18 protein-coding genes and 3 pseudogenes are annotated in these 23,384 nt (G+C 68.5%); 5 read left to right on the forward strand and 16 right to left on the reverse strand.

What is annotated here, in order from left to right; all coding sequences use genetic code 11:
• Positions 1–538 precede the first annotated feature (538 nt).
• From KME66_RS00375 to casB, 7 genes and pseudogenes are all read right to left on the reverse strand, one after another.
• Positions 539–1,348, reverse strand: coding sequence for an AAA family ATPase (locus KME66_RS00375; protein WP_216317743.1), 810 nt, complete (start codon positions 1,346–1,348; stop codon positions 539–541).
• A complete protein-coding gene (locus KME66_RS00380; protein WP_216317745.1) occupies positions 1,345–2,892 on the reverse strand; it encodes a Mu transposase C-terminal domain-containing protein in 1,548 nt (515 codons plus the stop codon). Before KME66_RS00380 ends, KME66_RS00375 begins: the two co-directional genes overlap by 4 nt.
• Before the next feature lie 21 nt (positions 2,893–2,913).
• The gene (cas6e, locus tag KME66_RS00385; RefSeq protein ID WP_216317748.1) at positions 2,914–3,561 is read right to left on the reverse strand and encodes a type I-E CRISPR-associated protein Cas6/Cse3/CasE; all 648 of its coding nucleotides are present in this window, start codon (positions 3,559–3,561) and stop codon (positions 2,914–2,916) included.
• Positions 3,558–4,151: a type I-E CRISPR-associated protein Cas5/CasD gene (gene cas5e, locus KME66_RS00390; protein WP_367303638.1), complete on the reverse strand. Its 594-nt coding sequence runs from the start codon at positions 4,149–4,151 to the stop codon at positions 3,558–3,560. Before cas5e ends, cas6e begins: the two co-directional genes overlap by 4 nt.
• Positions 4,152–4,275: 124 nt before the next feature.
• A pseudogene (locus tag KME66_RS33710) lies at positions 4,276–4,365 on the reverse strand (type I-E CRISPR-associated protein Cas5/CasD); the annotation flags it as partial.
• A gap of 55 nt (positions 4,366–4,420) precedes the next feature.
• Positions 4,421–5,518: pseudogene (gene cas7e / locus KME66_RS00395) on the reverse strand (type I-E CRISPR-associated protein Cas7/Cse4/CasC); the annotation flags it as partial.
• A gap of 218 nt (positions 5,519–5,736) precedes the next feature.
• Entirely contained in the window at positions 5,737–6,393 is a 657-nt protein-coding gene (gene casB / locus KME66_RS00400) for a type I-E CRISPR-associated protein Cse2/CasB (RefSeq protein WP_216317750.1), read from the reverse strand.
• Positions 6,394–6,659: 266 nt separating this feature from the next.
• Between casB and KME66_RS00405 the strand changes: the two genes are divergently transcribed.
• Positions 6,660–7,507, forward strand: a protein-coding gene (locus tag KME66_RS00405; protein ID WP_253208180.1) for an IS5 family transposase whose coding sequence is annotated in 2 segments (ribosomal slippage) — positions 6,660–7,004 and positions 7,007–7,507 — 846 coding nt in all. Because the reading frame shifts where the segments join, the coding sequence is not laid out codon by codon here.
• Here the strand turns inward: KME66_RS00405 and KME66_RS00410 are convergent.
• The 5 genes from KME66_RS00410 to KME66_RS00425 form a co-directional block, all read right to left on the reverse strand.
• Positions 7,462–8,136, reverse strand: a complete 675-nt coding sequence (locus KME66_RS00410) for a type I-E CRISPR-associated protein Cse1/CasA (protein ID WP_216317752.1) — start codon at positions 8,134–8,136, stop codon at positions 7,462–7,464. The genes KME66_RS00405 and KME66_RS00410 overlap by 46 nt on opposite strands.
• 13 nt (positions 8,137–8,149) lie before the next feature.
• The gene (gene casA, locus KME66_RS00415) at positions 8,150–8,881 is read right to left on the reverse strand and encodes a type I-E CRISPR-associated protein Cse1/CasA (RefSeq protein ID WP_216317754.1); all 732 of its coding nucleotides are present in this window, start codon (positions 8,879–8,881) and stop codon (positions 8,150–8,152) included.
• Positions 8,882–9,202: 321 nt separating this feature from the next.
• Complete coding sequence (locus KME66_RS33715) at positions 9,203–10,318, reverse strand: helicase-related protein (protein WP_253208181.1); 1,116 nt, start codon at positions 10,316–10,318, stop codon at positions 9,203–9,205.
• Positions 10,315–12,081: a CRISPR-associated endonuclease Cas3'' gene (locus KME66_RS33720; protein WP_253208182.1), complete on the reverse strand. Its 1,767-nt coding sequence runs from the start codon at positions 12,079–12,081 to the stop codon at positions 10,315–10,317. The genes KME66_RS33715 and KME66_RS33720 overlap by 4 nt, the downstream gene beginning before the upstream one ends.
• 2,047 nt (positions 12,082–14,128) lie before the next feature.
• Positions 14,129–15,277, reverse strand: coding sequence for a hypothetical protein (locus tag KME66_RS00425; RefSeq protein WP_216317756.1), 1,149 nt, complete (start codon positions 15,275–15,277; stop codon positions 14,129–14,131).
• 482 nt (positions 15,278–15,759) lie between these two features.
• On the opposite strand from KME66_RS00425, the gene KME66_RS00430 reads away from it, so the two are divergent.
• From KME66_RS00430 to KME66_RS00440, 4 genes are all read left to right on the forward strand, one after another.
• Positions 15,760–16,308 carry a hypothetical protein gene (locus KME66_RS00430; RefSeq protein WP_216317759.1) on the forward strand — a complete coding sequence of 183 codons (549 nt, stop codon included), beginning with the start codon at positions 15,760–15,762 and terminating at the stop codon, positions 16,306–16,308.
• Positions 16,305–16,430, forward strand: a complete 126-nt coding sequence (locus tag KME66_RS34365) for a hypothetical protein (RefSeq protein ID WP_301184484.1) — start codon at positions 16,305–16,307, stop codon at positions 16,428–16,430. The genes KME66_RS00430 and KME66_RS34365 overlap by 4 nt, the downstream gene beginning before the upstream one ends.
• Before the next feature lie 1,832 nt (positions 16,431–18,262).
• Positions 18,263–18,556, forward strand: coding sequence for a hypothetical protein (locus KME66_RS00435; protein ID WP_253208183.1), 294 nt, complete (start codon positions 18,263–18,265; stop codon positions 18,554–18,556).
• A gap of 8 nt (positions 18,557–18,564) precedes the next feature.
• Positions 18,565–19,140, forward strand: coding sequence for a hypothetical protein (locus tag KME66_RS00440; RefSeq protein ID WP_253208184.1), 576 nt, complete (start codon positions 18,565–18,567; stop codon positions 19,138–19,140).
• A gap of 114 nt (positions 19,141–19,254) precedes the next feature.
• Here the strand turns inward: KME66_RS00440 and KME66_RS00445 are convergent.
• The 4 genes and pseudogenes from KME66_RS00445 to KME66_RS33730 form a co-directional block, all read right to left on the reverse strand.
• Positions 19,255–21,047 (reverse strand): annotated as a pseudogene (locus tag KME66_RS00445) (acyl-CoA dehydrogenase).
• A gap of 250 nt (positions 21,048–21,297) precedes the next feature.
• Positions 21,298–21,660, reverse strand: coding sequence for a hypothetical protein (locus tag KME66_RS00450; protein WP_216317761.1), 363 nt, complete (start codon positions 21,658–21,660; stop codon positions 21,298–21,300).
• A 775-nt stretch (positions 21,661–22,435) separates the two neighbouring features.
• The gene (locus KME66_RS34510; RefSeq protein WP_367303619.1) at positions 22,436–22,546 is read right to left on the reverse strand and encodes a hypothetical protein; all 111 of its coding nucleotides are present in this window, start codon (positions 22,544–22,546) and stop codon (positions 22,436–22,438) included.
• Positions 22,498–23,298, reverse strand: coding sequence for a transposase (locus KME66_RS33730; protein WP_367303620.1), 801 nt, complete (start codon positions 23,296–23,298; stop codon positions 22,498–22,500). The genes KME66_RS34510 and KME66_RS33730 overlap by 49 nt, the downstream gene beginning before the upstream one ends.
• Positions 23,299–23,384: the final 86 nt, after the last annotated feature.

Below are 23,384 nucleotides of genomic sequence, written 5' to 3' on the forward strand. Positions count from 1 at the left end.
TGCGGTGGATGACGATGCATGTCCTCACAAAAAGTGCATGCATGCGACATGGGTCAACAGCTCGACGAGGTGGTGCAGTTGGCGGGCCGACCCGCAGCATGCACGCATTCTACCGAATCGGACACAGAGAGAGAATCTGCACAAACCGGTTACGTAGAAAGGGGCGTTGAGCTGGTGGCGGACGGCCGCAGGTACAGTAGCGTTTCTGGCCGACCCTGATCCCCATCACTCATGTCACCCTGGTAACACAGCACTTGATCTTCAGGATGGGCCCCACGAGGGCCCAGCAGCGCAACGCCCGAGGCCGAGCGAGAGATGCGATCTGCTCGAAGATCACGGAGATAGCCGAGACCATCACTTTCGGCTGGCAGCAGCTCAGGGGCGGTCCTCAGGGACCTGGCCGAGCACCTGGACCGACGGGCCGACGGCTATTGGAGCCCTCAGGTTTGGTGAGGTCCCTGCCGCAGGGCTCTCTGATCGCCTCTCAGAAGCGTTCGGGATCCGCCCCAAGGCGCCTTGTTGAAGACCTGCGGTGCTGTCAGTTGCGTTGTGGAGTATGGCGGGTGGTGGGGTCGATGCGGCTCAGTACCCAGCGGACGAGGTCTTTGTCGAGGGTGAGTTTCGGGTTGTCCTCCAGGGCATCGTGGAGGTGGAGGGTGATCCTTGCCCAGTTCCGGAATGATCCGTGGCCAACCATGTCGTCGGCGTACAGGATCAGTTCGGGTGGTGCTGTGGCCCAGATCTTCTGGTAGGCGGGGATGGTGGCCTGGACCTCGGTCGGTGTGAGCGGGCTGAACTGGTACCAGTCGAGGATCCGGGAGTGCAGGGCGGGGTTGTTGAGGATCTTCTGGCGGGTGTTGCCGCTGCCGACGAGGACGATGGCGGCGCGGCGGGCGTCGTCGCCCCAGAGGGTGCGGAAGTACTCCAGGGGTTTCGTTCCGAGTCCTTGTGCTTCGTCGATGAGCAGGATGCGGGGTTCTGCTTCGAGTGCGTCGCGGATCTGCTGGTCGCAGGGGCCGGCGGCCTGCGGTGGTTCTCCTGGCAGGCCGAGGCGGCTCCAGAGGTGGGTGCGGATTTCGTTCATGTTGGCGCCGCTGTTGTAGCGCAGCCGGATGGTGGTTTCGGGTGCGCGGCGGCGCAGGATCGTGTGGACGGCGAAGGTTTTGCCGAGGCCGACGTGTCCGTGGATGCAGACGATGGCGTTGTGCTTGATGGCTTTGAGGATGCGGGCTTCGGTCTCGGCCATGCCTCGGGTGGCCATGGCGTTGGCTCCGGTGAGTCCGGCGAAGTGGTCCTGGCTGGGCGGTGGGAGCTGGGTGGGGCGGGGTGGGGTGGCGGGGGTGCTCACGGCTGGTCCTTGGGGTCGGTCGGTGGCGGGGGGTTGGGGTTGATGGGCAGGGTCAGGCCGGTGTCGGGTTCGGGGAGCTGGATGAGGTCGGGGAGTGCTTCTGCGGCGGGGTCGAATCCGTCGAGGTTCCGTAGGTGTTCGAGGGCTTCTTCTTCGGGCATCGCGTCTAGGGGTACGGGTGGGGCGGGCCGGGTTGCGGCTGCGTAGCGAATGTTGCGGTTCTTCTCGGCTTTCTGGAGCTTGGTGCGCAGGCGGTCGGCTTGGCGGGCTCGGGCGCGTTTGAGGCTGAGGCCCTGTTCGGGGGTGGCTTGCTGGGCCATGACGGCGTGGCCGAGGTGGCGGCCTGTCTGGGGGTCGTAGAGCTCGACGCGGTGGTCGTGGTGCGGGAGGTAGCGAAGGTGGACCTTTTCGCCGACGCGGCCGTGCATCCAGTCGGCGATGTAGTTGCGTTTGCGCCAGCGGACGCCGCCGTTGTTGATGGTCAGGGGTCGGCCGTGGCGTTCCAGGGTGTAGGTGTGGAGGGCTTCGGTGGTGACGGTGTCGATGAGGGCGGGGTCGGCGTCCCAGGCCTCGCGGGGGGTGCGGCCGTTGAGGCTCGCGGGGGTGTTCTCGTGGTTCCAGTGCTGGACCCATGCGAGGACCAGGCGGACGAACTCTTCGAAGGGAAGCAGGGGCTGGTCGGGGTCGACGGGTTTGCCGCCGCGGAGGGTGGGGGCGTGGGTGTAGCCGGGCATGCCGGCGAACAGGGTGATCTTGATGGCGCCGTTGACGGCTTCGACGTTGGGTTTGCCTTCGGGGGTGAAGGGAGGCAGTTCGATGATGTCGGTGCCCAGGGCGCCGAGGGCTTCCTTGACGGTGGCGCAGAGGAATTCTTTGCCGCCGTCGACGCGCAGGTAGGTGGGGATGCCTCCGAAGGGGCCGTGGTGTTCGTCGATGAGGACGGCGTCGCGGATGGCGACGAGGACGGCTTCGCGGCTGGGGCGTTGCGGTGTGATGGCGAGGCCGCAGATGGCTGAGGTGGCGCAGTCGATGAAGAAGGTGATCCAGGGTTTGCGGATGTGGCCTTCGACGCGGACTTTGACGCTGGCTTCGACGTGGTCGGTTTCCCAGGCGTAGTTGCGGTGGTGGCGGTCGCGTTCGCCGGCTACGTCGAAGCGTCGCCGTGCTTTCTCGCCGCCTCGGAGGCCGGCGCGCATGCCGGGAGTGAGGGCTCTGTTGGTGGCGCGGTGGAAGGTGGGCAGGGAGGGGACGGGGTGGCCGTCGGCGCGTAGTTCCTTCCACGCGGCGGTGGCGTTGCCGCGCCAGCGGGCGATCGCGTCGAGCATGTGCGGGGTGAGGGTGAAGCTGGTGCGGCTGGGGGGTTGGTAGGTGCCGTTGTTGGCGCGGGCGCGTGCGAGCCAGCGGTCGACGGTGCGGGGGTCGACGCCGAAGGCGTCGGCGACGCCGGTGATCCGGGTGCGGGTGAGCTGTTCTGACTGCTCGAGGGTGTAGAGGCGGTGCACGGCGGCGGCGCGCAGGGCGCTCAGGTCAGGGGCAGGTGACATGGGAGGGGTTTCTGTTCGGGTTCAGGTGAGGGCGAGGGAGAGGAGGCCGGCTCCGTAGCTTTTGGCTCTACCGATGCCGGTTGTCAGGGCGTGGGTGAGGAGGGTGGTGTCGGTGATGCGGGCGATGCCGTCGAACTGGGTGAGGATGAAGTGGGGGGAGGTGCGGGTGACCCGGGTGCGGGGGAAGGGCCTGGGAAGGCCGGAGACACTGGCGGGCTGAAGTCCGACGGCTTGCGCGCGGGTCTGCCACCAGGTGATGGCGTCGTCTCCAGTGAGGTGAGTGATCTTGCCGCGGCGTTTCCCGGTGACGGGGTGGCGGTTGGGGTTGCCGGCGGAGCGGGCGACGGTGGGGGCGGCGGTGATGCGGTAGCGGACGGTGCGCCCGGGGGTGAGGGAGTTCAGCAGAGGGGCCAGGTCGACGGTCCGGGCGGTGCCGTAGTCGGCGGGCAGGGCGGTGAGGTCGGGTACGTGGGCCGTCTGGACGAGGAGGGTGGGGTCGGGCCCGGACTCGGTGCGGAACAGCAGGCCCGCGGCGGCACGGGGGGTGGGGCTGTTGTGGTGGTCGGGGGCCAGGCGCATGAGGGTCTTGTGGAGGCTGTCGACGTCGGCGAGGTCGGCTCTGACTGCCCGGTTGTGCGGGTTGAGGGCGATGCGGGTGAGGCTGGTCATGCGGGTTCTCCGTGCATGTACGCGGTGAGGGTGTCGAGCGGCCGGGGTCCGGCGTGGAGGTGTGCGGGGAGGTGTTCGGTGGTCATCCACAAGCGGCGGGGCAGGTGGCGCCGTGCGTGGCTGGTGAGGTTGACGGGTTCGCTGGTGCTTTCCCGGTCGGGCGGAGTGGTGGGGTCCGCACCCGGGGGCGGGTGTTCCCAGACGAAGGTCGTGGGGAGGTGTGCGGCGGTGGGTGGAAGTGCCGGGGTGCGGGTGAGGGGGGTGCGGGTGAGGAGTTCGGTGACGGAGTCGGAGCTGTGGGGGTTGAGGACGAGAGGTTCGTCGGGGAGGCAGGCGCGGCGGCCGAGGAACAGCCCGAAGCGGGGGCGCTGGAGGGTGTCGGCGATGTAGGCGGTGAGCGCGGCGGGCCCCTGGACGGCGATGGTGAAGACGGCGCCGGTGAGGTAGTCGCGCTGGGACACCAGAGTGGCCTTGGCCTGGCTGCGGCGCTCTCCTTTGCCGGTGAGAATGCCTTCTTCGCGGGGGTAGCCGCCGCCGACGGTGTGGAAGTCGCGGTAGAGGATGCCCGGCTGGTCGATGCGGATGGTGATGGTGAGGTCGCGGTGGCTGGGGCGGTGGTGTCACCGGGTGCCTGCAGGTGGGGTAGGGGTCGAGGGCGTGTTCACGACGGCGGCCCTGGGCGGCGGCGAACATGCCGATGAGCTGGGAACGGGTGGGGAAGGCGCAGGTGTCGCGGTAGTGGAAGACGCCGCGTTCGCCGGAGGACTGGAGCAGGCCGGCCAGGCGCAGGATGAGCCCGCTCACGGTCGGCCCGCGGGGTGGTGGTTGCTGCGGTGGCGCAGGCGGCGGCGAGGTCGTCGAAGGAGGTGTGGTGGGTGCCGAGGGTCTTGATGGGTTTGTTGGTGGTGCTGGTGTGGCCGTGGGCGATGAGGTGGCGGGTGCCGAGCAGGCGGCTGACGGTGGTGGCGTAGTCGGTGAGCGCCTGGCGGGCGGGGATGGTGTAGCCGCCCTGGGGAGCGGCTTTGACGGGCTGTTCGAAGGCGGCGCCGTAGGAGACGGAGCGGCGGTCGCGGACGGTGTAGTGGACGAGGTCGGGGAGGGTGTGGGGGGCGGTTGAGGTCTTCTTGCCGCCGGGCATGCTGAGGATGAAGTGGCGGACGAACAGCTCGACGAGACTGGTGACGGTGTCGGCGGGGGTGGCGGCTCCGAGGTTGTGGTGCAGGTCGGTGATGTTGATGGTCGCGAACCGGTAGAAGACGCTGGTGGTGAGGAACGCGGTCTCCAGATGGGCGCTGCCCCTGTCGCCTCCCATGGGCAGGTCCTCGACGGCGGTGAAGAAGTCCGGCTGCGGGTCGCTGCGGTGGACGGAGAAGGCGGGGGCCATCTGGACGGCCGCTTCGACGTGGCCGGCGGGCAGTTCGGCGAGCATCCGTCCGAAGAGGTTGATGCTCGCGGTGCGGCTGGTCAGGTGCGCGGCGAGGTCCTTGGTGGGCAGGACCGGGCTGATTTCCTTTTTGGGGGTGTGGGCGGCGAGGGCTTCCTCCAGTTCCGTGCGGTGCTTTTCGCACAGGGCGACGAGGTCGTCGATGACGCCGGCGGGGAGGTAGAGCATGGCCTGGGTGCGGTTGCCGTCCTTGGCGTTGTGCTTGAGGCCCCCGCCCTTGGCGGAGTGGACGATCTGCGCGGAGGCGAACGCGGCAAGGTCCTCGGGCCACTGGGCTTCTTGCAGTTTCCGGGCGACGAGGGGCGGCACCATGCGGGTGCGGACGGCGTGCTCCCCCAGTTCCTGTTCGACGTTGAGACGGATGGGGCGCTTCCACGCCTGGGGGGAAACGAGGGCCCTCGTCGCGTTCCCGTAGGAGAGGGTTTTGGGGTCGTTGTCGACGTCACGGTTGAGGTTCGCCGCGGTCACGGGGTGCAGGATGTGCAGGTCGAGAAAGCGGGCCGGCTCGTGCAAGGGAGAGCTCTTTCGGTGAGGTGGCGGGCATGCCGCAGGGACGCTCCGCGGAGTACGGAGTCGTGGGCTGAAGGAAGGGGGCGAGGCCTGTCCGTGCTGTGCTGGTGGACCCGGGTCGGACGGACGTCGGGAACGTGAACCGCCTGGTGGCCTGCGCCAGGGGTGTCTGGCCGGTTAGTACCGGCAGGCAGCAGCGGGGCTGCTCGCGGCAGGGAGGATCAGGAGCGCCGGGGTTCGGGGGTGGCGAGGTAGAAGGCGTCGCGCCAGCGCAGTCCGACCTGGTCACGTTGGTAGGGGCGCTGCACCAGGTCGTAGAGGAGGACCCCCCAGTCGGGGGTGACGTTGTCCTTCAGGAGTCGTGTGACGGTGGAGGGCAGGCGGCGGTGCAGCTGGTCGTCGCTCAGGCGGGTGAGGACACTCAGGGTGTCTTCGGTGCGGCCGGCGCTGTGCCCGGCGGTGCGGACGGCGGCGGCGAGAGTGGCGCCGAGGTTCGGCCGGGCGAACCATGCGGCGGGGTCGGGCTCCGGCGGAGCAGGGGCCGGCTCCGCGGGGACAACGAGAGGGGCGCCCAGGGTGCCGGTGGCGTCTTCTCCTGTGGTCAGGAGGGCGGCAGGGTCTTCCGGTTCGGGGCGCACCCCTGGGGTGTGGGTCTGGGGGCCTGCTGTCGCGATGAGGCTGGCGACGGTGTAGTAGGCGCGGCGCCCGGCGCGGTGCGCGGTACGTCGGGCCAGATAGCGGTCCATGGGAGCACATTCCTCTACAGGTCGGCCTCTCCCCCGGCTGAGGCGGACGCGGGTACCGGGTTCGGCGCACAGGTCGTGGATGTGGGCGACGAACTCGTCGCAGGAGGCGCGGTGTTCGGCGGTGGTGGGCATCAGGCGGTCTTCCGGGGTGCTGAGGGCCGCCGCCGGCGGTAGAGGCCCTTGACGGCATGGGCGACGGCGTGGGCTGCGGAGTTGTGGCGGATCCGGGCGGCTTCGGTGACTTCCCGCAGAGCGGCCGCGGCCGCGGCCGCGAAAGCGGCGGGTGCGTCTGTCTCGGGCTCGTCCAGCAGCCGCCAGAACGCTGTCTCGGCCTTCGGCCAGTACCGGGCTAGAGATCGTCTTCAAAGGTGATCAGGTGATGAGGGATCATGCTTGTCATGGTGCGTCGTCATGAGCTTTCGGATGCCGAGTGGGCTGTGCTGTCGCGGTTGCTGCCGAGTTCGGGGACTGCGGGGCGGCCTCGTTCGGACGACCGGCTGGTACTGAACGGCATCGTGTGGAAGCTGCGGACCGGATCAGCCTGGCGTGATGTGCCGGAACGTTATGGCTCCTGGCAGACCTTGTACACACGTTTTCGCAGGTGGGCGCTGGACGGGACGTTCTCGCGCATGCTGCGGGCCGTCCAGGCGGAGAAGGACGCGGCCGGGGACATCGACTGGCTGGTGTCGGTCGACTCCACCATCGTTCGGGCCCACCAGCATGCCGCCGGCGGCAAAAGGGCGGTCGACAGGACGAAGCGGGTGATCACGCCCTCGGCCGATCCCGTGGTGGACTGAGCACGAAGGTCCACCTGGCCTGCGACGGGCGCGGCCGTCCTCTCGGCTTCGTCCTGTCGGGCGGCAACGCCAACGACTGCACCCGCCTCGAGAAGGTGATGGACTCGATCAGCGTGCCCAGAGTCGGGTCCGGGCGTCCACGCTCCCGGCCCGACCACGTGGTCGCCGACAAGGGCTACAGCTCTCGAAAGATCCGCGCCTACCTGCGACGACGCGGCATCCCCCACACGATCCCCGAACGCGCCGACCAGATCCTGGGCCGGCTGAACCGCAGCACACGCGGCGGACGGCCGCCCGGTTTCGACCGGTGCATCTACCGCCGCCGCAACGTCGTCGAGCGCTGCTTCAACCGCCTCAAGCAGTGGCGCGGACTGGCCACCCGCTATGACAAAACCCGCGAGTCCTACCAGGCGGCCGTCACCATCGCCTCCATCATGCTCTGGATCTGACCTTTGAAGACGATCTCTAGGGCCTTGTTCGCCCACGTGGTCTTGGAGGCGCCGCTGTGGGTGGCGGTCTTCCATGCCTTCTTTGCGACGGTCGCGAGCCGTTGGGCGGTCTGTTCGGCTTCCCGGCAGCACTCGGCGATGCGCTGGGCTTTGGCCGGGTCGTGTTCCTGGGTCCAGTTCAGCAGCGGCGGGGTGATCGCGGTGTACCACTGGCGGTCGATGACCTTGCCGTCCTGGTCGAATCCGTGGATGCGGATCCGCAGACTGCGCCGCAGGTCCTCTGGAAGATCGTTGAGGGTGTCGAAGACGGCCGGTCGGACGTATGTGCCGTGTTCGTCTGGGGCCAGGACCAGTGTGTCCAGTTCCCGCCACCACGCGCGGGAGGCATCAGCGCGGTTCTTGGTGCGGCGTCGGGTGACGCTCTTGCGTTCGGTGATGAACCGGTAGGAGAGGTAGGGATCGGTGCTGATCTCGGGCTCTTTGGGCTCGTCGGCCTCCTCGGCCTCGGGCTCCTTGGGCCCTTGGTGGCCCAGGTGAGGTAGGCGTCGGTGACGGTGCCCGCCGGGGCCGGGCACGAGGAGGATCGCGTGCTGGCTCTGTCCGGTCAGTAGCCGGCCAGGCCAGGACACCAGAGCTGACGGGTTATGGGGCTGGGAGCTGTCTCTTCCCAGGGCAGGCGTCGGCGCTGGGCAGTTGTTCGTCGCCGGTGAAGGCCGGCACACCGGCCAGAAGCGTTTCGTGCAGGGTGCGGCCCAGAGGGTGGAAGGAAACGGTGGAGCGCAGGGGCCCGCTGTTCTGGCTTCCGGTGGTGACCCCGTCCACGGTGCGGGGGGTGCACTGGCCCGAGCGGCCGTAGTAGTGGTGGATGAGCAGGATCTGCAGTGCCTCGGCGGTGGGCACGGGCTCGGCGGTGTGGTGGCCGTGCGGGCTGAACCAGGCCAGGTTGTTCCCGGCGGGGCGCCCGGGCACGAAGGCGTTGATGCCGCTGCTGTGGTCGCACTGGGTACGCAGCGCGGGCTCCTGCAGCCAGGGCCGGACCAAGTCGAAGACGTCCCAGGCGTGTTGGTCGAAGTAGGCGTGGACGGCGTCCGGGGTGAAACGGCCCTGCTTCAGGCAGGTACGGCGCAGGGCGTTCCACTGGGAGGCGGTGAGTTCGGGATCATCCAGGCCGGTGATCCGGGCCGTGATCGCGACCGTGATCCGCAGCAGAGCTGAGGCTGCCGGGGGGTGGGGCAGGGCGAGGTCGTCGATGGTGTGGGCGTTCAGGAACAGGTCCCGCAGGCCTCGTTGGCTGTAGTGAGGGCCGGTGCGGGTGTCGATCCAGGGGTCGTCGGCTGCGCTGAACGTAGCGGCGGAGGAGGGTAATGGTGGCACTGGAAGGTCTTTTCGGTAATGAGGCAGGTGCGTGGAAGCGGGCCCGCAGGAAAGGTCGGCAGCCAGTCACACGGGGATCTCGGGGTCCTCCGTGTGGTGGAGGCGGCAGCAGGGTGTCCCCGAGCAGTTGCGCGCGAGGCGTCGACGGCAGGGGGCATCACCGGGCCCTTGTGAGGCGGAACGGTGTGCGATGTGCGGCCGGGTGTTCGGCGGTGCGTGGCCAAAGCGAATCACGTCGCGACGCCACCTCACTGCCGGTGAGAAAGTACGACGATCAAGTAGTGGCGTAATAGTTTCGCTAGTGGCCTTCACGCACGGTGATCATTGCTGCTTGTGGTGGAGAAGGCCGAGTTCGTCGTCCATGCGCAGCCAGTGATGGCCGAATTGCTCACCCCGGTCACATTCACTCTCCCGGGTGACCAGCGGGGTGGGCAGCAGCAGTGTGTCGGTGAGCATGGGGTGCTGCTTCCAGCTGGCGGGCGGCTGATGGCGGGCACCGGCGCGGGCTGCCCAGGCGGCCGGGACGGGCACCGTGTGTTCCAGGATGCTGCGCAGTTGGCGGGGGCTGAGATGCTCCTGGTCCGGCAGCGGAACCAGACCGGCGGCGTCGAGGGTCAGGAGGCCGTCGGCGGTCCGGTAGCAGGGCAGCACGCGGCGGGGCAGGACGCCGGGGCGTGTAGCCGCCTGGGCGGTGGTGAGGTATTGGCGGTGGAGGTCGGCCAGGGAGGAGACCCGTTTCGGCGGTGGCACCAGGTGCAGTGCGCTGAGCTGCTGCAGGCGGCTGGTCCGCCCCCGGTGTGCGGCGGCCATCCGCTGAAGGCGGGCCGTCTCTGCGGCGAAGCCGGATGTGACGCCGTGGACCTGTTCGACCAGGGCCTGCACGTCGTCGGGCACCACGAGGGGCTTCTTCTCCAACTGCGGCAGGAGCCGGGCGGTTTCGTGGAGGGTGACAGGAGGTTCGATCGTGCCCCAGCCGGGTGGCAGTGAGGTCGCCCCGCGGGAGTTGACCGGGTGCAGCACCGTCAGGGTCGGGCTGTCGTCACCGTCCCACCAGACCGGGCGGCGGCTTTGGCCGGCCCATCGGCGCGTGAACCGTCCCAGGCGGCCCAGGCGCTGCAGCAGCCGTGCCGCGGAAGCGAGATCGCTGACCATCACGTCGACGTCGATGTCCAGGCTCATGTCGAGCAGGCTGGTGGTGACCACGACGCGCCGCAGCGGACGCGGGCCTGCGGGCCCTAGTTCGCGGCGGAGGTCTGCCAGGGTGTTCTGCCGTCGCCGCTCGCCCACCCGGCCATGGACCAGGACCAGGTCGTGGGCCGGGCCGGCCCAGATGCTGCACAGGTACGCGTAGGTGTCCTGCGCATCGGCGACGGTCGCGCACACCACCGCCGCGCACCCGCCGTGGTGAACGACCGGTTGAAGGGTGTCGGCGATCACGGCCAGGCGCTCCCGGCGTCCACGCTGCGGCCGGTCTGGCCCAGGCGGCGGTAGGTGACCGGCCGGGTACGGATCCGGGCGGTCCGACGCTGGGCGGCCCGCTGCCGGTCTTGGGCCGCTTCCGGCATGAGGTGAGCGGTGCCTGTGGCCGCGTCCGCGAACAGCCAGCCGGGATAACCGGGCGCGAACGGAACGCCATGGTGTCCGGTGCGGCCCGCTCCGGACAGGTAGGCCCGCACCAACTCGGTCGTCGTGGATGCGGGCATCGTCGCCGACAGCAGAACGACCGGACTGTTCAGGGCTCCCAGCCAGTGCAGCAGACGCAGCAACTGCAGCTGGCTGAACGCATCCAGGGCATGAGCTTCGTCGACCACGACCGTCCTGCCCGACAGGGCCAGCATGCGCAGAGCACTGTGCCGGACCGGGAGAACGGCCATCTGGGCCTGGTCGATGGTGGTCACGCTGTACTGGGCCAGGAGCGCATGGTCCCGTCCGCGCAGCCACCGGTCCGGGCATGCGGCCGCCGGTCCGTACTCGGTCTCGTCGTCGGCGAACAGTCCGTCCTGATCGTCGGCGAACGGGCCGTCGGGCGGCCCGTCCAGGACGGATGCGTCTTCCGGGAAGAGACGCTGCTGGGTGTAGGCCTCGTTGAGGTCGCTGTGGTGGTGCACCAGTGTCACCGGGGCGTACTCGGGCCGGTGTGCGCGCACGTATTGGTCCAGGACCTCGTAGGCCTGGTCGGCGGCAGCCGTGGATGGCAGCAGCCACATCACCCCCTGGGTGCCGCAGTGCTCGTTGAAGATCCGTGCCATCTCCAGGGCGGTCACGCTCTTGCCCGCGCCCATGGCGTCGGTGACCACCGCGATGCCGCTCCCCCGCCCGGCGACCAGATGCGGCAACTCCTCCATCACGGAAGCCTGCAGAGCATTCGGTTCCACGAGTCCGGGGTGAGCGGTGGTGAACGAGACGCTATCCAAGGAAAAGCGGGCAAGGCCGAGCCGCTCGACTTCCTCCTCGGCCTGCCGGCGGGCCTGGCTGTGATGTTCGGCAGCACCGAAGGACGGAGTGTGTGCGTTGGGGACCCAGTACCGGCGCTGGCTCGCGACCCGGTCGGCGACCATCGTCAGCCCCGTGATCAGCACCGCAGCCTCGACCGACACCCGCTCCGGGGGTTCGTTGACTCCGAACAGGTGCCAGAGCAGGCGCGTGTAGCGGCGGCGCAGATCCTGCCACACGGGCCCGCCCAAGGTGGCCTGCACCCGGTGAGCGGAGGCTGTTCCGTCCACATCGAGCTGCAGGAACCGGCCGTGGTGGCCGCCCAGACACTGAGCAGCGCGTACGGCGGGGCTGTCGTTACCCCCGAGCTCGAATCCAAGCTCGACCAGCAGACGCAGCCCGGCATGCATCGACGCACGCGCGTGCGGCACCTCCACCACACAGCCCGCATCCGCCAGCAGATCCTCCCCCAACCGCATCTGCGCCACAGATTCGAGAGACTGGAAGTACGGGATCAGCTTCCCGATGTCATGCATGGCAGCCAGAAACGACACCAGCGAACGCACCCGCTCCTGCGACATGCCAAGTCCTGCGCTGATGACCTCGCGCTGGCTCGGAGTCAGGAACCGGTCCCACAAAACCCCAGCCACCGCACCCACATCGATCAAGTGGAACAGCAGCGAATACACCATCCGCGTCGCGCCATCGAACTTCCCCCACGGACGAAGATCAACACCCTCATACCGGACATCCTCAAGAACTCCCATCCCCCCAACGCTGCCACCCCACCAGCCTCCTCAGATCAAGACCGCGGAGAAAGCGGAGAACTCAGCCTGGCGTTCAACCCGTGTGGCATCATTCGATTAGCCAGCACGAGCAAATGACTGGCAAAACTCCTCAGAACGCCCAGCTTAAAAGGGGTAGAGCCCGCGCGAGCGGGACTGACTCGCCCAGCACAAGGACACGGCCGACTTCCTGGCCGTAGAGCCCGCGCGAGCGGGGCTGACTCGCAGGCCTGGCCGAGACGGAGTCCGGCGGGACCGTGCAGCCCGCGCGAGCGGGGCTGACACGACCCCGGCCTTGACCTCGTGCTCTTGGCCTTCGTTGAGCCCGCGCGAGCGGGGGTGACCCGCGCGGATTCGGGCCATGGGAACGGGTCTACTGCCATCGCCCGCGAGAGTGGGGCTCATCCGATCACCGCCATGTTGGTGTTCCGATCTGACCCAGTAGAGCCTGCGCGAGCGGGAGCAACTCGGCCAGCGCGTCCAGGGTTCGACTGTGGAAGGTGGAGCGTCTACGTGAGTGGGAGAGACCGTAGGTCATCTCGGCCTATGCCTAGAACTTGGTTTGGCGTAGCGCCCGCACGAGATGGATGGGCTCGGCCTTCTAGAGCGCCCTGTGCTGGAGCCCGGGCGCGGGGAATCTCGATGTGTTACCCGCGAGAGCGGGCGTGATGCGGCCCGGTAGTGAACACCCAGCCGGGCGTCCAATCCGTATGGCATCGTTTGAGTAGCCAACGCGAGCAAAAGATTGGCAAAGCGCTTCAGAATCCCCAGGTCAGAAAGGGTTGAGCCCGCGCGAGCGGGACTGACTCGGCGGAGGGGATCCCGCCGCGAACTACCCGGAAGTTGAGCCCGCGCGAGCGGGACTGACTCGGACCGCGGTCCTGGCCCGGCCAGGCGAATGGAGTTGAGCCCGCGCGAGCGGGGCTGACTCGCTGTGCCGATCGTCACCGCGGTGCGGGTGATCGTTGAGCCCGCGCGAGCGGGACTGACTGGCGTCCGTCGTCTATCGTGCCGGCCGGCGCGGTGCAGAGCCTGCGCAAGCGGGGCTGACTCGGCGGTGTTGCAGGCGATCCGGCGGCCGTCGGGATGCAGCCCTCGCTTGCGCGAGCGTGAGGGCATCGCACGGGCGGAATGTCGCGTGGTGGCCGAACATCAGACCGACTTCACGGAGGTCGGAGGTGATGTGGGCAGGCAAGTAGGGGCGTGCCTGTGCAGGATGCTGCCCCGACGGTCTTTCCGGCGGAAGCGGAGGGCGGACCCGAAGCCGGACACGCGCTCCGGCTCCGCCCCGTAACCCGCCCGTTCCAGGGCCTTCACGCACACCTTGACGATCGCCTGGTCCTCGTACGCGAGGCGCGCGAGCGGGAGTGACTCGTCCAGGACGAACGGACTGACGAGGTGCGGTGGTGCAGCCCGCCCAGGCGGGAGTGCCCCAGGACGCCGCTCTCATGCACGGAACCCGTGCTGCCCGCGCGTGCGGGAGTGGACCGCAGCCCGGGCCGGACATCGGGCTGCGCGAGCGGGGAGCGGACCGATCGGCTGTCCGGCGACCTCGAGGCCGATTTGCAGCACGCGCGAGCAGGAGTGCTCCGAACCGCGACGAGGCGATATGGGCCATCGCCCGGTGCAGTCCGCGCCAGCGGGAGTGACCCCAGATGGCGCAGAGCGCTGAAAGGCCGGACGTGGTAGAGCCTGCGCGGGCGAGAGTAGCCGGTCGTGTTTTCTGGGCCAGGTGGTCGTAGCACCTGGCCGGACAGAGTTGGCCTGGCGGAACCCGACTGCTTTCGCATGTGCGTGGGGTGCACTCGCAGAGTTCGTCTGCTCCAGAGCGGATGTGAACGGGTTGACACGTCGCGCCGGTGCCGGTCGCGCTGGAATGCGAACGCCGCTCGTTGATGAGTCAGATCGTCACGGCGCTCCCCTGCGGGCGGTAGTTCTCGGTAGGGACGAGCCGGGGGCCGGCCCCCGGTGAGCCCGGAGGCCGGGCGCGCTGTCCAGCGCGTGCCGTGAGTCCTCGCGGGGCTGGCGGTCAGGTTACGGGCGGGGTTGGTTGGGCTACCCGTGCGGGCTCGTCGTGAGGGAGCATGCCCGCCACGTCGATGAGGGGCACCACGACGGGGTGCAGGTCCTCTCCAGCGGGGTTGGCGAGTCCGTGATGGCGCTGTGCCACGGCAAAGCCGGCCCCCGCGATCAGGTCGGCGAGCTGTAGCGAGGGGTGCTGCGTGGACTGCCCTCGCAGGAGCTGGCCCAGATGCACCCCACGGGACAGGTGGCGGAACTCGGGGTAGCCGCGGTCACGTGCTTCCGCCTCGATGTCGTCGAGGTTCGTATCGGACAGGGTTCTCTGGTCGTCTACCAGCATGTTGACCCTGCCCAGTTTCCGGGACCAGTTGGCGGTGACCGCGGCTACGGCCGGGATCAGGGGCTCCAGTGCTTGCGGGATGGCGGCGTCGGGCCCGTGTGCGGCCTGGAGGAATTCGCCGGCTTCCTCCCGGGTGGTACGCAGCAGTGCCAGGGCCTCGGTGACGTTGCGCCGGCATGAACGGGCCCAGGCCTCCACGACCTCGTAGAAGTCGTCGACAGTGACCTGCTGGTCCCGGTTCCTCTGGGATGTGAAGGCGACGGTGGACGTCAGCAGCCGGCCGAAGAGCGCCGGGCCCAGGGCGCGGGGGCCTTCCTCGAACAGGCTGCGGGCCATCTTGCGGGCATCGCCGGCGTTGCGGAAGTTGCTGCCGTGCTTGTGCGCCTGTTCTTCGACGAACAGGTCGATCAGCTTGGCCACGACGAAGTAGTGCTTGTCGAGCAGATAGACCGATGCCCTTTCGTGCAGAGCACCGCCCGGTGCGAGGAGCGCGGACAGGGCAGAGCGCCGCTGGCCGTTCTTCGGGCCGGCGAAGACACCTGAGAACTTCAGCTCAGGTGCTTGCAGGCGGGTAGCGGAGCGGATCTCATCCACGATGGGCTCCGCGTCGGCGTCGCTGATGGCTACTGATCCGACCGACAGGTAGCGGCTGCGCTGTTCGCCGTGGAGTTGGTCGCCGTCCCATCCTGACTCGTCGACGGCCACCCACCGTCCCCCTCCCTCGATGTCTGCTGTGGCGCCGAGTTGGTTGCGGCGGGCGTAACGCGGGCCGAGCAGGCCTGTGCCGGGGTTGGGCTGACGGGAAGCATCACTCATGGGCGCGATGATGCGGTATGCGGCACGCCCCGGGCAACGCGCTGCCCGGGGCGCATACGGCAGACGGAGACTTCCGCCGGGCACTGTCGCGCAGGTATCAGCGCCCGGCCTCGAATCGTCGCGGTGGCACGGGAGGCCTGGGTGGGGCCTGATGCACAGGATGTTGCCGTCACGGACTCGCTGAGGCCTCAGCGCCCGGGGACAGCAAGCGTGTCGTTGCCCCCGGCAGTTCGCGGTGCGTAAGCTGCGGACAGCCATGCGGATCCTGGGCTGAAGTACCGGATCCGACAGCGACTCACCTCCGATCCATGCGGACGAGCTGGCAGCTCGTGCGACACGTCGGTTGGCAGGGTTTCCCCCGTTCTTCTATGGCCTGGCGCTTGTTCGCGCCAGAGACCGTTCTGACATGTGATGTGAGACAGGAAATGATTCATTCGTTCATCGCGCACACCAGCCCAGGGCGAAGCAGAGTGTTCGCCCTGGTGAAGAATCCTGGGGACGAGCTGGAGGCAGTGACCACCCTGGGAGCCGGAGACCTCCACCTGACCACGCAACTGGTCCGAGTCCTCAACTCCTATCTCTACGACCGTGACGACCGTGCCCTGGGAGAGGTACTGGACCGGGTCCCTAGGGCGGTACGGATGGCCGTGCAGCAGTACCTGAAGGACAAGTGCGCCCCGGTGATGGGGGCTTTCACCGACTGCGGGCCGGTCGAGGTTGTGCGCGAAGCTGTGTTCTTCGGAGGGGTCGACGAGGAACTCGAGGAGTACCTCGAGGGCGCCTACACGATCGGGCTCGGCATTCGCATGTCGAACGAGCGACAGCGCGACGGCGACGGCATCAAATGGGTCATCCAACTCCTCGATGACGAGGTCTCCGTACCGGCCAGCGCCACTCCGCGCACCTGGGCCCTCCCCGAGGGGGCCAAGCTCGCACGGACCTGGACGAGCAAGCAGAGGACAACAGCGCCGGCCCTGTTCGCGGCGCGCTCCAGGTGGCAGCGGACGCAACAGATCAGGGCCGGTGGGTGAGGGTCCATACGCTGCTGCACAGCCACTACGACGTCGACTTCGAGGGCAGCGGAACTTCGGAATTCGTCGTCGATGTCTTCGACTCCCCCGTCCCGCACAGCGGCCGCCCCTCTGACTCCTGAGGGCATGACCGCCACAAAGGCAGAGAGTCCGCCCTTGTTCGCAGGCGTGTGGGATCAGGTTCTCCGGTGGGGCGGGGCGCCCTGGCAGTGAGACCGCCTATGCGCAGCGGGCCGCGGAAGAGCCCGCGCGGTCAGGGGTAATGGGTCGTTGCGGCGAAACACAGTGTGGGCTCCACTGCAGAGCCCCCGCGGGCTGGAGCAACCAGCCTGTGGTGACGACACGTCGGAGGTTCGCTGCGTGCATCCCGCGCGAGCGGGAGTGTCCACGCGTCGAAATCGGGCGTGCAGGGGCTCGGAGCACGGGTCTCGTCAGTGTTGCATCCGGCCGAGACCTGCATGATCAGGATGAGGACCGCCGGTCCGGTTGGCTGGCTCGTCCACGCGGGCCTCGGCGCACCCCCTCGACCGACGCCGGCCGGAAGCAGGCCAGCCCGCGGAGTCGACAGCAGCGTCACGCGGGCGTCTTCGCCCTTCCCCGGTAAGAGGAGTTGCGATGTCTGGGCGGCGGACAGAGCCTCCAACTCCGTGGGATATTCGGCCGCAACGACGGTTACATAAGGGCGGTCCTCCTCGGGCGGGGCCAGCAACATTTCGTCAGCCTCGCCTGGTCAAGGCCAGCGAAAATCTGATCCCTCCGGTCATCCCGGAAGCCGAGCCCGCCTCTCCGGCGGCTGCAGCATCCACGAGTACAGGTTCATGACATGAGCGATGCGAGATCAGCCTGCCGTCGATATGCTCAAGCTCATCGCGTACGCCACCAGGAGTACCTGTTGGCCAACCTTGAGGCAGCACAAGCAAAGAAACAGTAAAGCAGCTCAGAACATCCAGGTCAGGAAGGGTACAGCCCGCGCAAGCGGGGGTGATTCGCAGCCAGCCGAGGTTGGTCAGCGGGTGCACCAGTACAGCCCGCGCAAGCGGGGGTGATTCGTACCCCGTACCGCCGCCGCTCAACTTGGGCAGGTACAGCCCGCGCAAGCGGGGGTGATTCGCCGTCGCAGATGGGGATCCGGGTGATGCGGGAGTGCAGCCCGCGCAAGCGGGGGTGATTCCACACCACCACCGTCGGCCCGGAATGTCCGAAAGCCCGCGCGAGCGGGGCTGACTCGGCGTCCTCGTGGGTTGAGGGTTCGTGGAGATCGTAGAGCCCGCGCGAGCGGGGGTGACTCGTTCGTCAGCACCATGGGCGAGTCGGTCCACAAGTGCAGCCCGCGCAAGCGGGGATGACTCCCAGCCAACCCGGCCCGGCAAAAGGGACATTGGGTAGAGCCCGCGCGAGCGGGGCTGACTCGGGGGTCCTGCGTCTGTCCGACGGCCAGGACCAGTTGAGCCCGCGCGAGCGGGGCCGACTCGAGTGGCACCTCCTGTGGAACTCCACCGAGCCTTAGAGTCCGCGCAAGCAGGAGTAACTCGATCATGTTGCGACAAACGTTCTTCGCTCATTGGTAGAGCCCACGCGAACGGGAGTGTTTCTCGCTCCCATGAGAGTAGTGACAGCCGCTGAGGGCTGGCTCCAGCAGGAACGAACCGGCTCTCGATGGCCTTGACCTGCCGCTTACTGAGCGGGTCCCGTGTGAGGTGGCAACCCGTTCGCCGATCGGCAAGCTCGCCCGGGCGCACGCGACACCGAGTACGGAGAAGTAAACTCAGCACAAAACCGCAGGTCAAGAGCATCGTCTTATTGCAACTCTCAGCGGAGCGAACAGGCAATTCTCATGCACCTGCATCAGCAGTTCTCATGACATTCCTTAAGCAACCTCATATCGCCCCTGCTCCAGTAGCTAAGATGCGCCACCCCAGATCACACTGAAATGAGAATCATCTACGGCAGGGAAGTGACAGTCAGCAGGGGGCTGTTGCTGGACTGGGAGCGGGCCTGGGCCCCGCGACTGCTGACCGAGGTCAAGCTGGCGTGCTACCGGGCGCAGCTGGACGGCGCAGCGGCCCAGCTGCTGTCGGAGATGGCCGACGACGCCCGGCTGCGGGCGATCGAGGAGAACGGCAGCGGGCTCGGCGGCGCGTCCCTGCCTCTGCACCACCCGGCACTCGGCGACGGGACCGCGCACCCGGTCCCCGTCCGGGCCACCGGCGCGACCGTCATGACCTTCATCTTCGAGCCTGGCGACTAGGAGCCGTTGTGTACATATTGGTGCCGGACGACCCGATGTTCATGACGCGGTTCCTGGAGATGGAAGAGCCCCTGTTCCACTCCCTGTACTACCTCCACCTTGCCAAACTGCCCGAGGTTCAGGCCGAGAAGATCCGCCGGGCCTACGACTCCTGGGGCGACATCCAGCGGGCGATTCCAGGCCATCTGACCTGGCACACGCACAAGTCGTTCGAGATCGCCGAGTACAGCCGCCGGAGGTCGAAGGGCTACAGCCTCTACGGGCCCGAGGGTGAGCAACTGATCAGCATGTACGCGGTCGAGGTGAGCGTCGAGAGCCTGAGCAACCTGACCGAATGCCTCCGGCTGCTGGAACTGGCGGAGCTGGAGCTGCGCAGTCCGCTGGCCGAGGCGCTCGCCGAGATCAGGGAACCCGATCTGGACCGGGAGCTGGTCGACAACTACCGCCGGGTGCTGAAGGCGTTGCAGCTGTCAGCGCCTCGCGCCCTGGTGGCGGAACTGATGGGGCGGCGTCGGAGGTCTGCCTCGACGCCGCTCTGCATGCCGAGTACGCGGACTACCGCGACCAGTTCTGCCTCGCCTTGAGCACGGGCGACTGGTGGATGTACACGATGCACCGGTCCTTGTACCTGTGACCCGTCACGGCGGCCGCCGCCCCGCTCGGCGGCCGGAGCCCGTTTCCCCCCTTCACAGCGCTGGTCAGGCGCTGAGCATCGGGTGCGTCTCCAGGATCTCCTCGGATATGCCGAACGCCCCGGTCAGGGTGAGCGCGTGCGGCTCCATGAAGCCCAGGACTTCCTCAACGGCGTCGGGCAGGCTCTCGACCTGAACAGCCGTCACCCTCCCGCGTGCCAACAGGTCCCCGCTGTTCGCGGCGATCCTGCGCAGTGCGAACAGAGCGTGCAGGGCGCGCAGGAGGTCCGCCGGGACTCCAGAGGGCGCTTGGGCGGCAGCGGTCAGCAGGGCCTCGGCGGCGAGCCGGTGCACGTGGGCATCGGCCAGGGCCACGGCGGGCGTCACCGTGGAGTTCCAGCGGGCCAGCGGTGAGGCGGCAGGCTTCCGGAGCCGGGCCTTCGCGCGGGTGTGGGAGATGCGCTCGATGTCGGCCAGGAGATCCTGGAGGAACTGGGGGTCGGTCAGCTCCCGGCTCTCGGCCGCGATCTCGCTCTCGGGCTTGAGGTCGACGCCGCCGAGCAGCATCTCGCCCCCGGCCTTCTGCATGATCACCGTGTTGTCGCCCTCGGCCGTGATCGTGCCCTCGATGGAGGCGAGCTGGAGCGCGATCCCGTTCGCCTGGATCAGGCCCTGTGCTCCGCACCGCTCGCGGCACTCGGACATGACCGCCCTCGACTGCCACGTGATCCACGCCTTGGTGATCGCCGTCAGCCGCTCGTACGCCTCGCGCTCCTCTCCGCCGGCCCGGTCCCACTGCCGTACCACCGAGCGCTGGAGCAGCGTGGCGGCGTAGGTCGTCGCCACGGCGTCGAGCAGCGGCGTGTGGTGCCCGCGGTGGGCGATCAGGGCACCCGCTGGCCCTTCGTCATGCCGGAGGTGTGACGGGTGTGGGCGTAGCGCATGGCGACGTGAAGCGCGTGCCGCATGACGCCGAGCCCGTGGGCGGTCATGCAGAGCTTGCCCATGGTGACCCGGCCGATGGACTCCAGGAACCGGCGGCGGGAGCTGCCGAGCGCGCTGGCGAACTTCCCGGCCGGGGTGAGGCGTCCGTGGTCGCCCTGGAGGAGAGCGTCGTACGGCAGGCGAACGTTGTCGAAGGTGGTGGCGCAGTGGTCGACGGGGCTGCTGGTCGTCTGGGGCAGCGGCCGCACCCCGATGCCCGGCAGCGGGCTGCCGTCGCCGCCGCTGAGCGGCACCAGGAACAGGAAGACGCCCTGGTCGGTGCCCTCGACGATCAGGCGGGCCGCGACGACGGCCCCCTTCGCCCCGCCGGCCGGGCCGGTGTTGGGCATGAACTTCGCCGCACCGGGGTGCGGGGTCTGCAGCACGAAGTCCCGCGCCGCCGGGTCGTACGTCGCGGTGGTCTCCATCTGCGCGGCGTCGTTGCCGTGGGCCACCTCGGTGCACAGGAACGTCCCGATGCGATCCCCCCGGACGTACTCGCCCAGGTCCCGCCCGGCCGCATCATGGTCCGCCAGGCTCCCGTGAAACAGGTTGTAGTGGATCGAGATGATCGTGGCCATGCCCGGGTCGACGGCACCGGCCCACTCATGGATCGCGGTCAGCTCGACCGGATCGACCGCGAGCGCCTGCGGAGCCTCGACGGCTTCGTTGACGATCCGGAGCCGGTCGTAGCTCAGGCGTATTCGCTCCCGATGGGTGAGCCCTTCCCGGAAACGGAACGGGGCGGAGCTGAACAAGCTCCTCCACCGGTCGTGCGTGGTTCGCAGCTGACCGGCGAACAGGACGCCGGCGAGAGCGGCGGAAACGGGGACAGAGGAGACGGAACCGGAAACCGGAATCTGAGAGACAGTCACACCGGAGAAAACTAGCCTGATCGATCACGTCTGACGGCGTGAGGATCACCACGATTGAGCAGGGCGAAAACACGGTAGGTACCCGCCCCGTCACTCACTTCCACCTGCTCAGCGGCCTGTTGAACCACCCGACCGGAACACGAAAGGGCCGCTCCGCACGCCGGAAACGGGTACGGAACGGCCCTTCGCCGTAACGGGATGCGGTGCCACCCGGGGGAAGCACCACACCCAGGGCAACAGCGTCTCCGGATCACCGCCGGCCGGACGGCCCTTCGCGCAGCCGCGATCGGATTTCAGCGTCCCGCATTCCGGCGTCTCGCAGCTGCTCGAACGTTCCGACCCGCGCCGACCACCCCCGCCCATCCGGCACAGGCCGCCACCCCAGGAGCGAGTCCGGCGTGATGCTGTCGGGCCAGATCATGTAGCCGAGCATCACAAGCCCCCCCGCCGCGTGGGCGGCATCGACCGGGAAGTCGGGCCAGCCGGGCCAGTGCGTGAGGTCCTCCTCCGCGAGGAGCTCACTGCTGCCCCAACGCACCACGCGCAGGATGTAGCCGCTGTCCGCAGCCGTGCACGTGGCCGCCAGATCCCGGCGGGCGCTCTCAGTCGTCATGCGAAGACGCCGAGGGCTGTCCCGCAATCCCTGCCGGGGCGCACGACGACAGCTACGGCGCCTCGCCGCGTTGTCGACACCCGAATACATCCAGTATGCGGACGTCCCTCCGCCCTGCGATGCACCGCATCTGACGCCGCGCGCTGATCCGGCAGGGATGACGGGACAGCCCTTAGCTTGATCTTTAACCTGTGCGGCGTGGGCGAGGAGAAGTGGACTTCTTCGCATTCGATTTCGTGATGCCCGTTTTGCGGACTGTGTGGACGTCGTGGCGTGGGGTCGGCCGGGTGTTCTTGCGTCCGGGTGGTCGTCCGGGACCGGGGCGGGAGGATTTCGGTGCTCCGGCGGGACAGACGGCCTTCGGGCGGAGGTGCCGGAAGTCGCGGCGGACTCGGGCAGGGGTGAGTCTGTCGGTCGGGGCCGGTTTCTCCCAAGGGGGCGAAGGTCAGCGGCGAGCGGGCGGGCGAGCCGGAACTGGGTGAAGGCCGCGAGGATCAGCCAGGTCCAGCGGTCGGCGGCCTCCGGGGTTCGGATCCTCGGACAGGTCCAGCCCAGGGTCTGCTTGAACAGGCGGAAGGTGTGCTCGATGTCGAAGCGCCGCAGGAAGGCTTGCCAGAGCAGGTCGACCTGGGCTGCGGTGGCGTCGGTGCCCGACCACCACAGCCATACCGGCTTGGGGGTGGCACCGCTGGGCAGGCGCTCGACCTTCAGGAGGATCACGGTGCCCTCGATCACCGGCAGCGCACCCAGCTGGGCGGTCCAGGGGAGCGATGGGTCAGCCTCGGTGGAGCCGGTCCCAGGCCCGGGCGGCTGCGACGCCGTAGAGGCGGGTCTCGGTCACGGTCGCCGCGTCAGGGGTGTTCCAGGTGGCGGGGTCGCCGAACACGAACTCGCCACCGTGGCGGGACGGGCAGCCCCGGGTGCCGGGCTCACGGGGTGGTGCAGCGCGACGCAGGACGCGGTCCGAGCGCATCCGGCCCAGCACCTGCACCGGCAGATCCTGAGCAGGAAGGCCAGACGGGGCACGTCGTAACCGGCGTCCACCACGATCAGGATGTCCGGGTCGCCGCCTCCCCACTGCCCGGCGCTGACGAGCCGCTCGACCAGTTCACGCATCTGCCCAGCGGTGACCGTGGCGGCGTCGTCACCCGGGGCGAGACGCAGTGCGTCCAACGGAGCGGTCCACGAGCTGCGGCCCGTCTCCAGTGCGCAGATCACCGAGTACAGCCAGCCGGGGACGGGAATGTGCTGGTCCTTGCCGCGTCCGTAGGTGTGGCACAGGATCCGTTGTGGTGAGGTGTGCGCGTCGGGCCGCAGCCAGCAGGTGATGTCGGCGGCCAGCACCAGCCGCCCGTCCGCCGCCCGCGGCAAAGGCACCGCGGCCAGGGCCCGACGCAGCCGGGCCACCTCCCCCCTGCCGGCGGCCAGGGCGTCGCAGAGCCCGCCGTGCCCACGACGGTGTTCGCCCACCAGCGACAGCTCCACCAGCGACCTGACCGGGCCGACCGCACACAGCACGGCATCCGCCAGCTCGAACAGAGCGTCCGCACGTCTGGTCAAACAGGAGTAGAACTCGCCCCGGAAGCGTGACAGTTCCTCGAACGGATCCTGCCGGACAGCTTGATGCAGCACACTCATCCCACGGCCTTCGTGCTGAGCGTGTGTGTTCCTTGGTCGGAGCACATGCTCAGCCGAAGGCCGTCTGCACGTACGGCAGTTACCAG

This window comes from Streptomyces sp. YPW6 (assembly GCF_018866325.1).
In the GTDB taxonomy this organism is placed as follows: domain Bacteria; phylum Actinomycetota; class Actinomycetes; order Streptomycetales; family Streptomycetaceae; genus Streptomyces.

What these genes read in the sequence shown, in the direction of transcription:
- KME66_RS00380 (WP_216317745.1), bottom strand. Translation starts at nt 2,892, where the DNA reads ATGTCACCTGCCCCTGACCTGAGCGCCCTGCGCGCCGCCGCCGTGCAC.
- cas6e (WP_216317748.1), bottom strand. Translation starts at nt 3,561, where the DNA reads ATGACCAGCCTCACCCGCATCGCCCTCAACCCGCACAACCGGGCAGTC.
- casB (WP_216317750.1), bottom strand. Translation starts at nt 6,393, where the DNA reads ATGCCCACCACCGCCGAACACCGCGCCTCCTGCGACGAGTTCGTCGCC.
- KME66_RS33720 (WP_253208182.1), bottom strand. Translation starts at nt 12,081, where the DNA reads ATGGGAGTTCTTGAGGATGTCCGGTATGAGGGTGTTGATCTTCGTCCG.
- KME66_RS00425 (WP_216317756.1), bottom strand. Translation starts at nt 15,277, where the DNA reads ATGAGTGATGCTTCCCGTCAGCCCAACCCCGGCACAGGCCTGCTCGGC.
- KME66_RS00450 (WP_216317761.1), bottom strand. Translation starts at nt 21,660, where the DNA reads ATGACGACTGAGAGCGCCCGCCGGGATCTGGCGGCCACGTGCACGGCT.
- KME66_RS33730 (WP_367303620.1), bottom strand. Translation starts at nt 23,298, where the DNA reads ATGAGTGTGCTGCATCAAGCTGTCCGGCAGGATCCGTTCGAGGAACTG.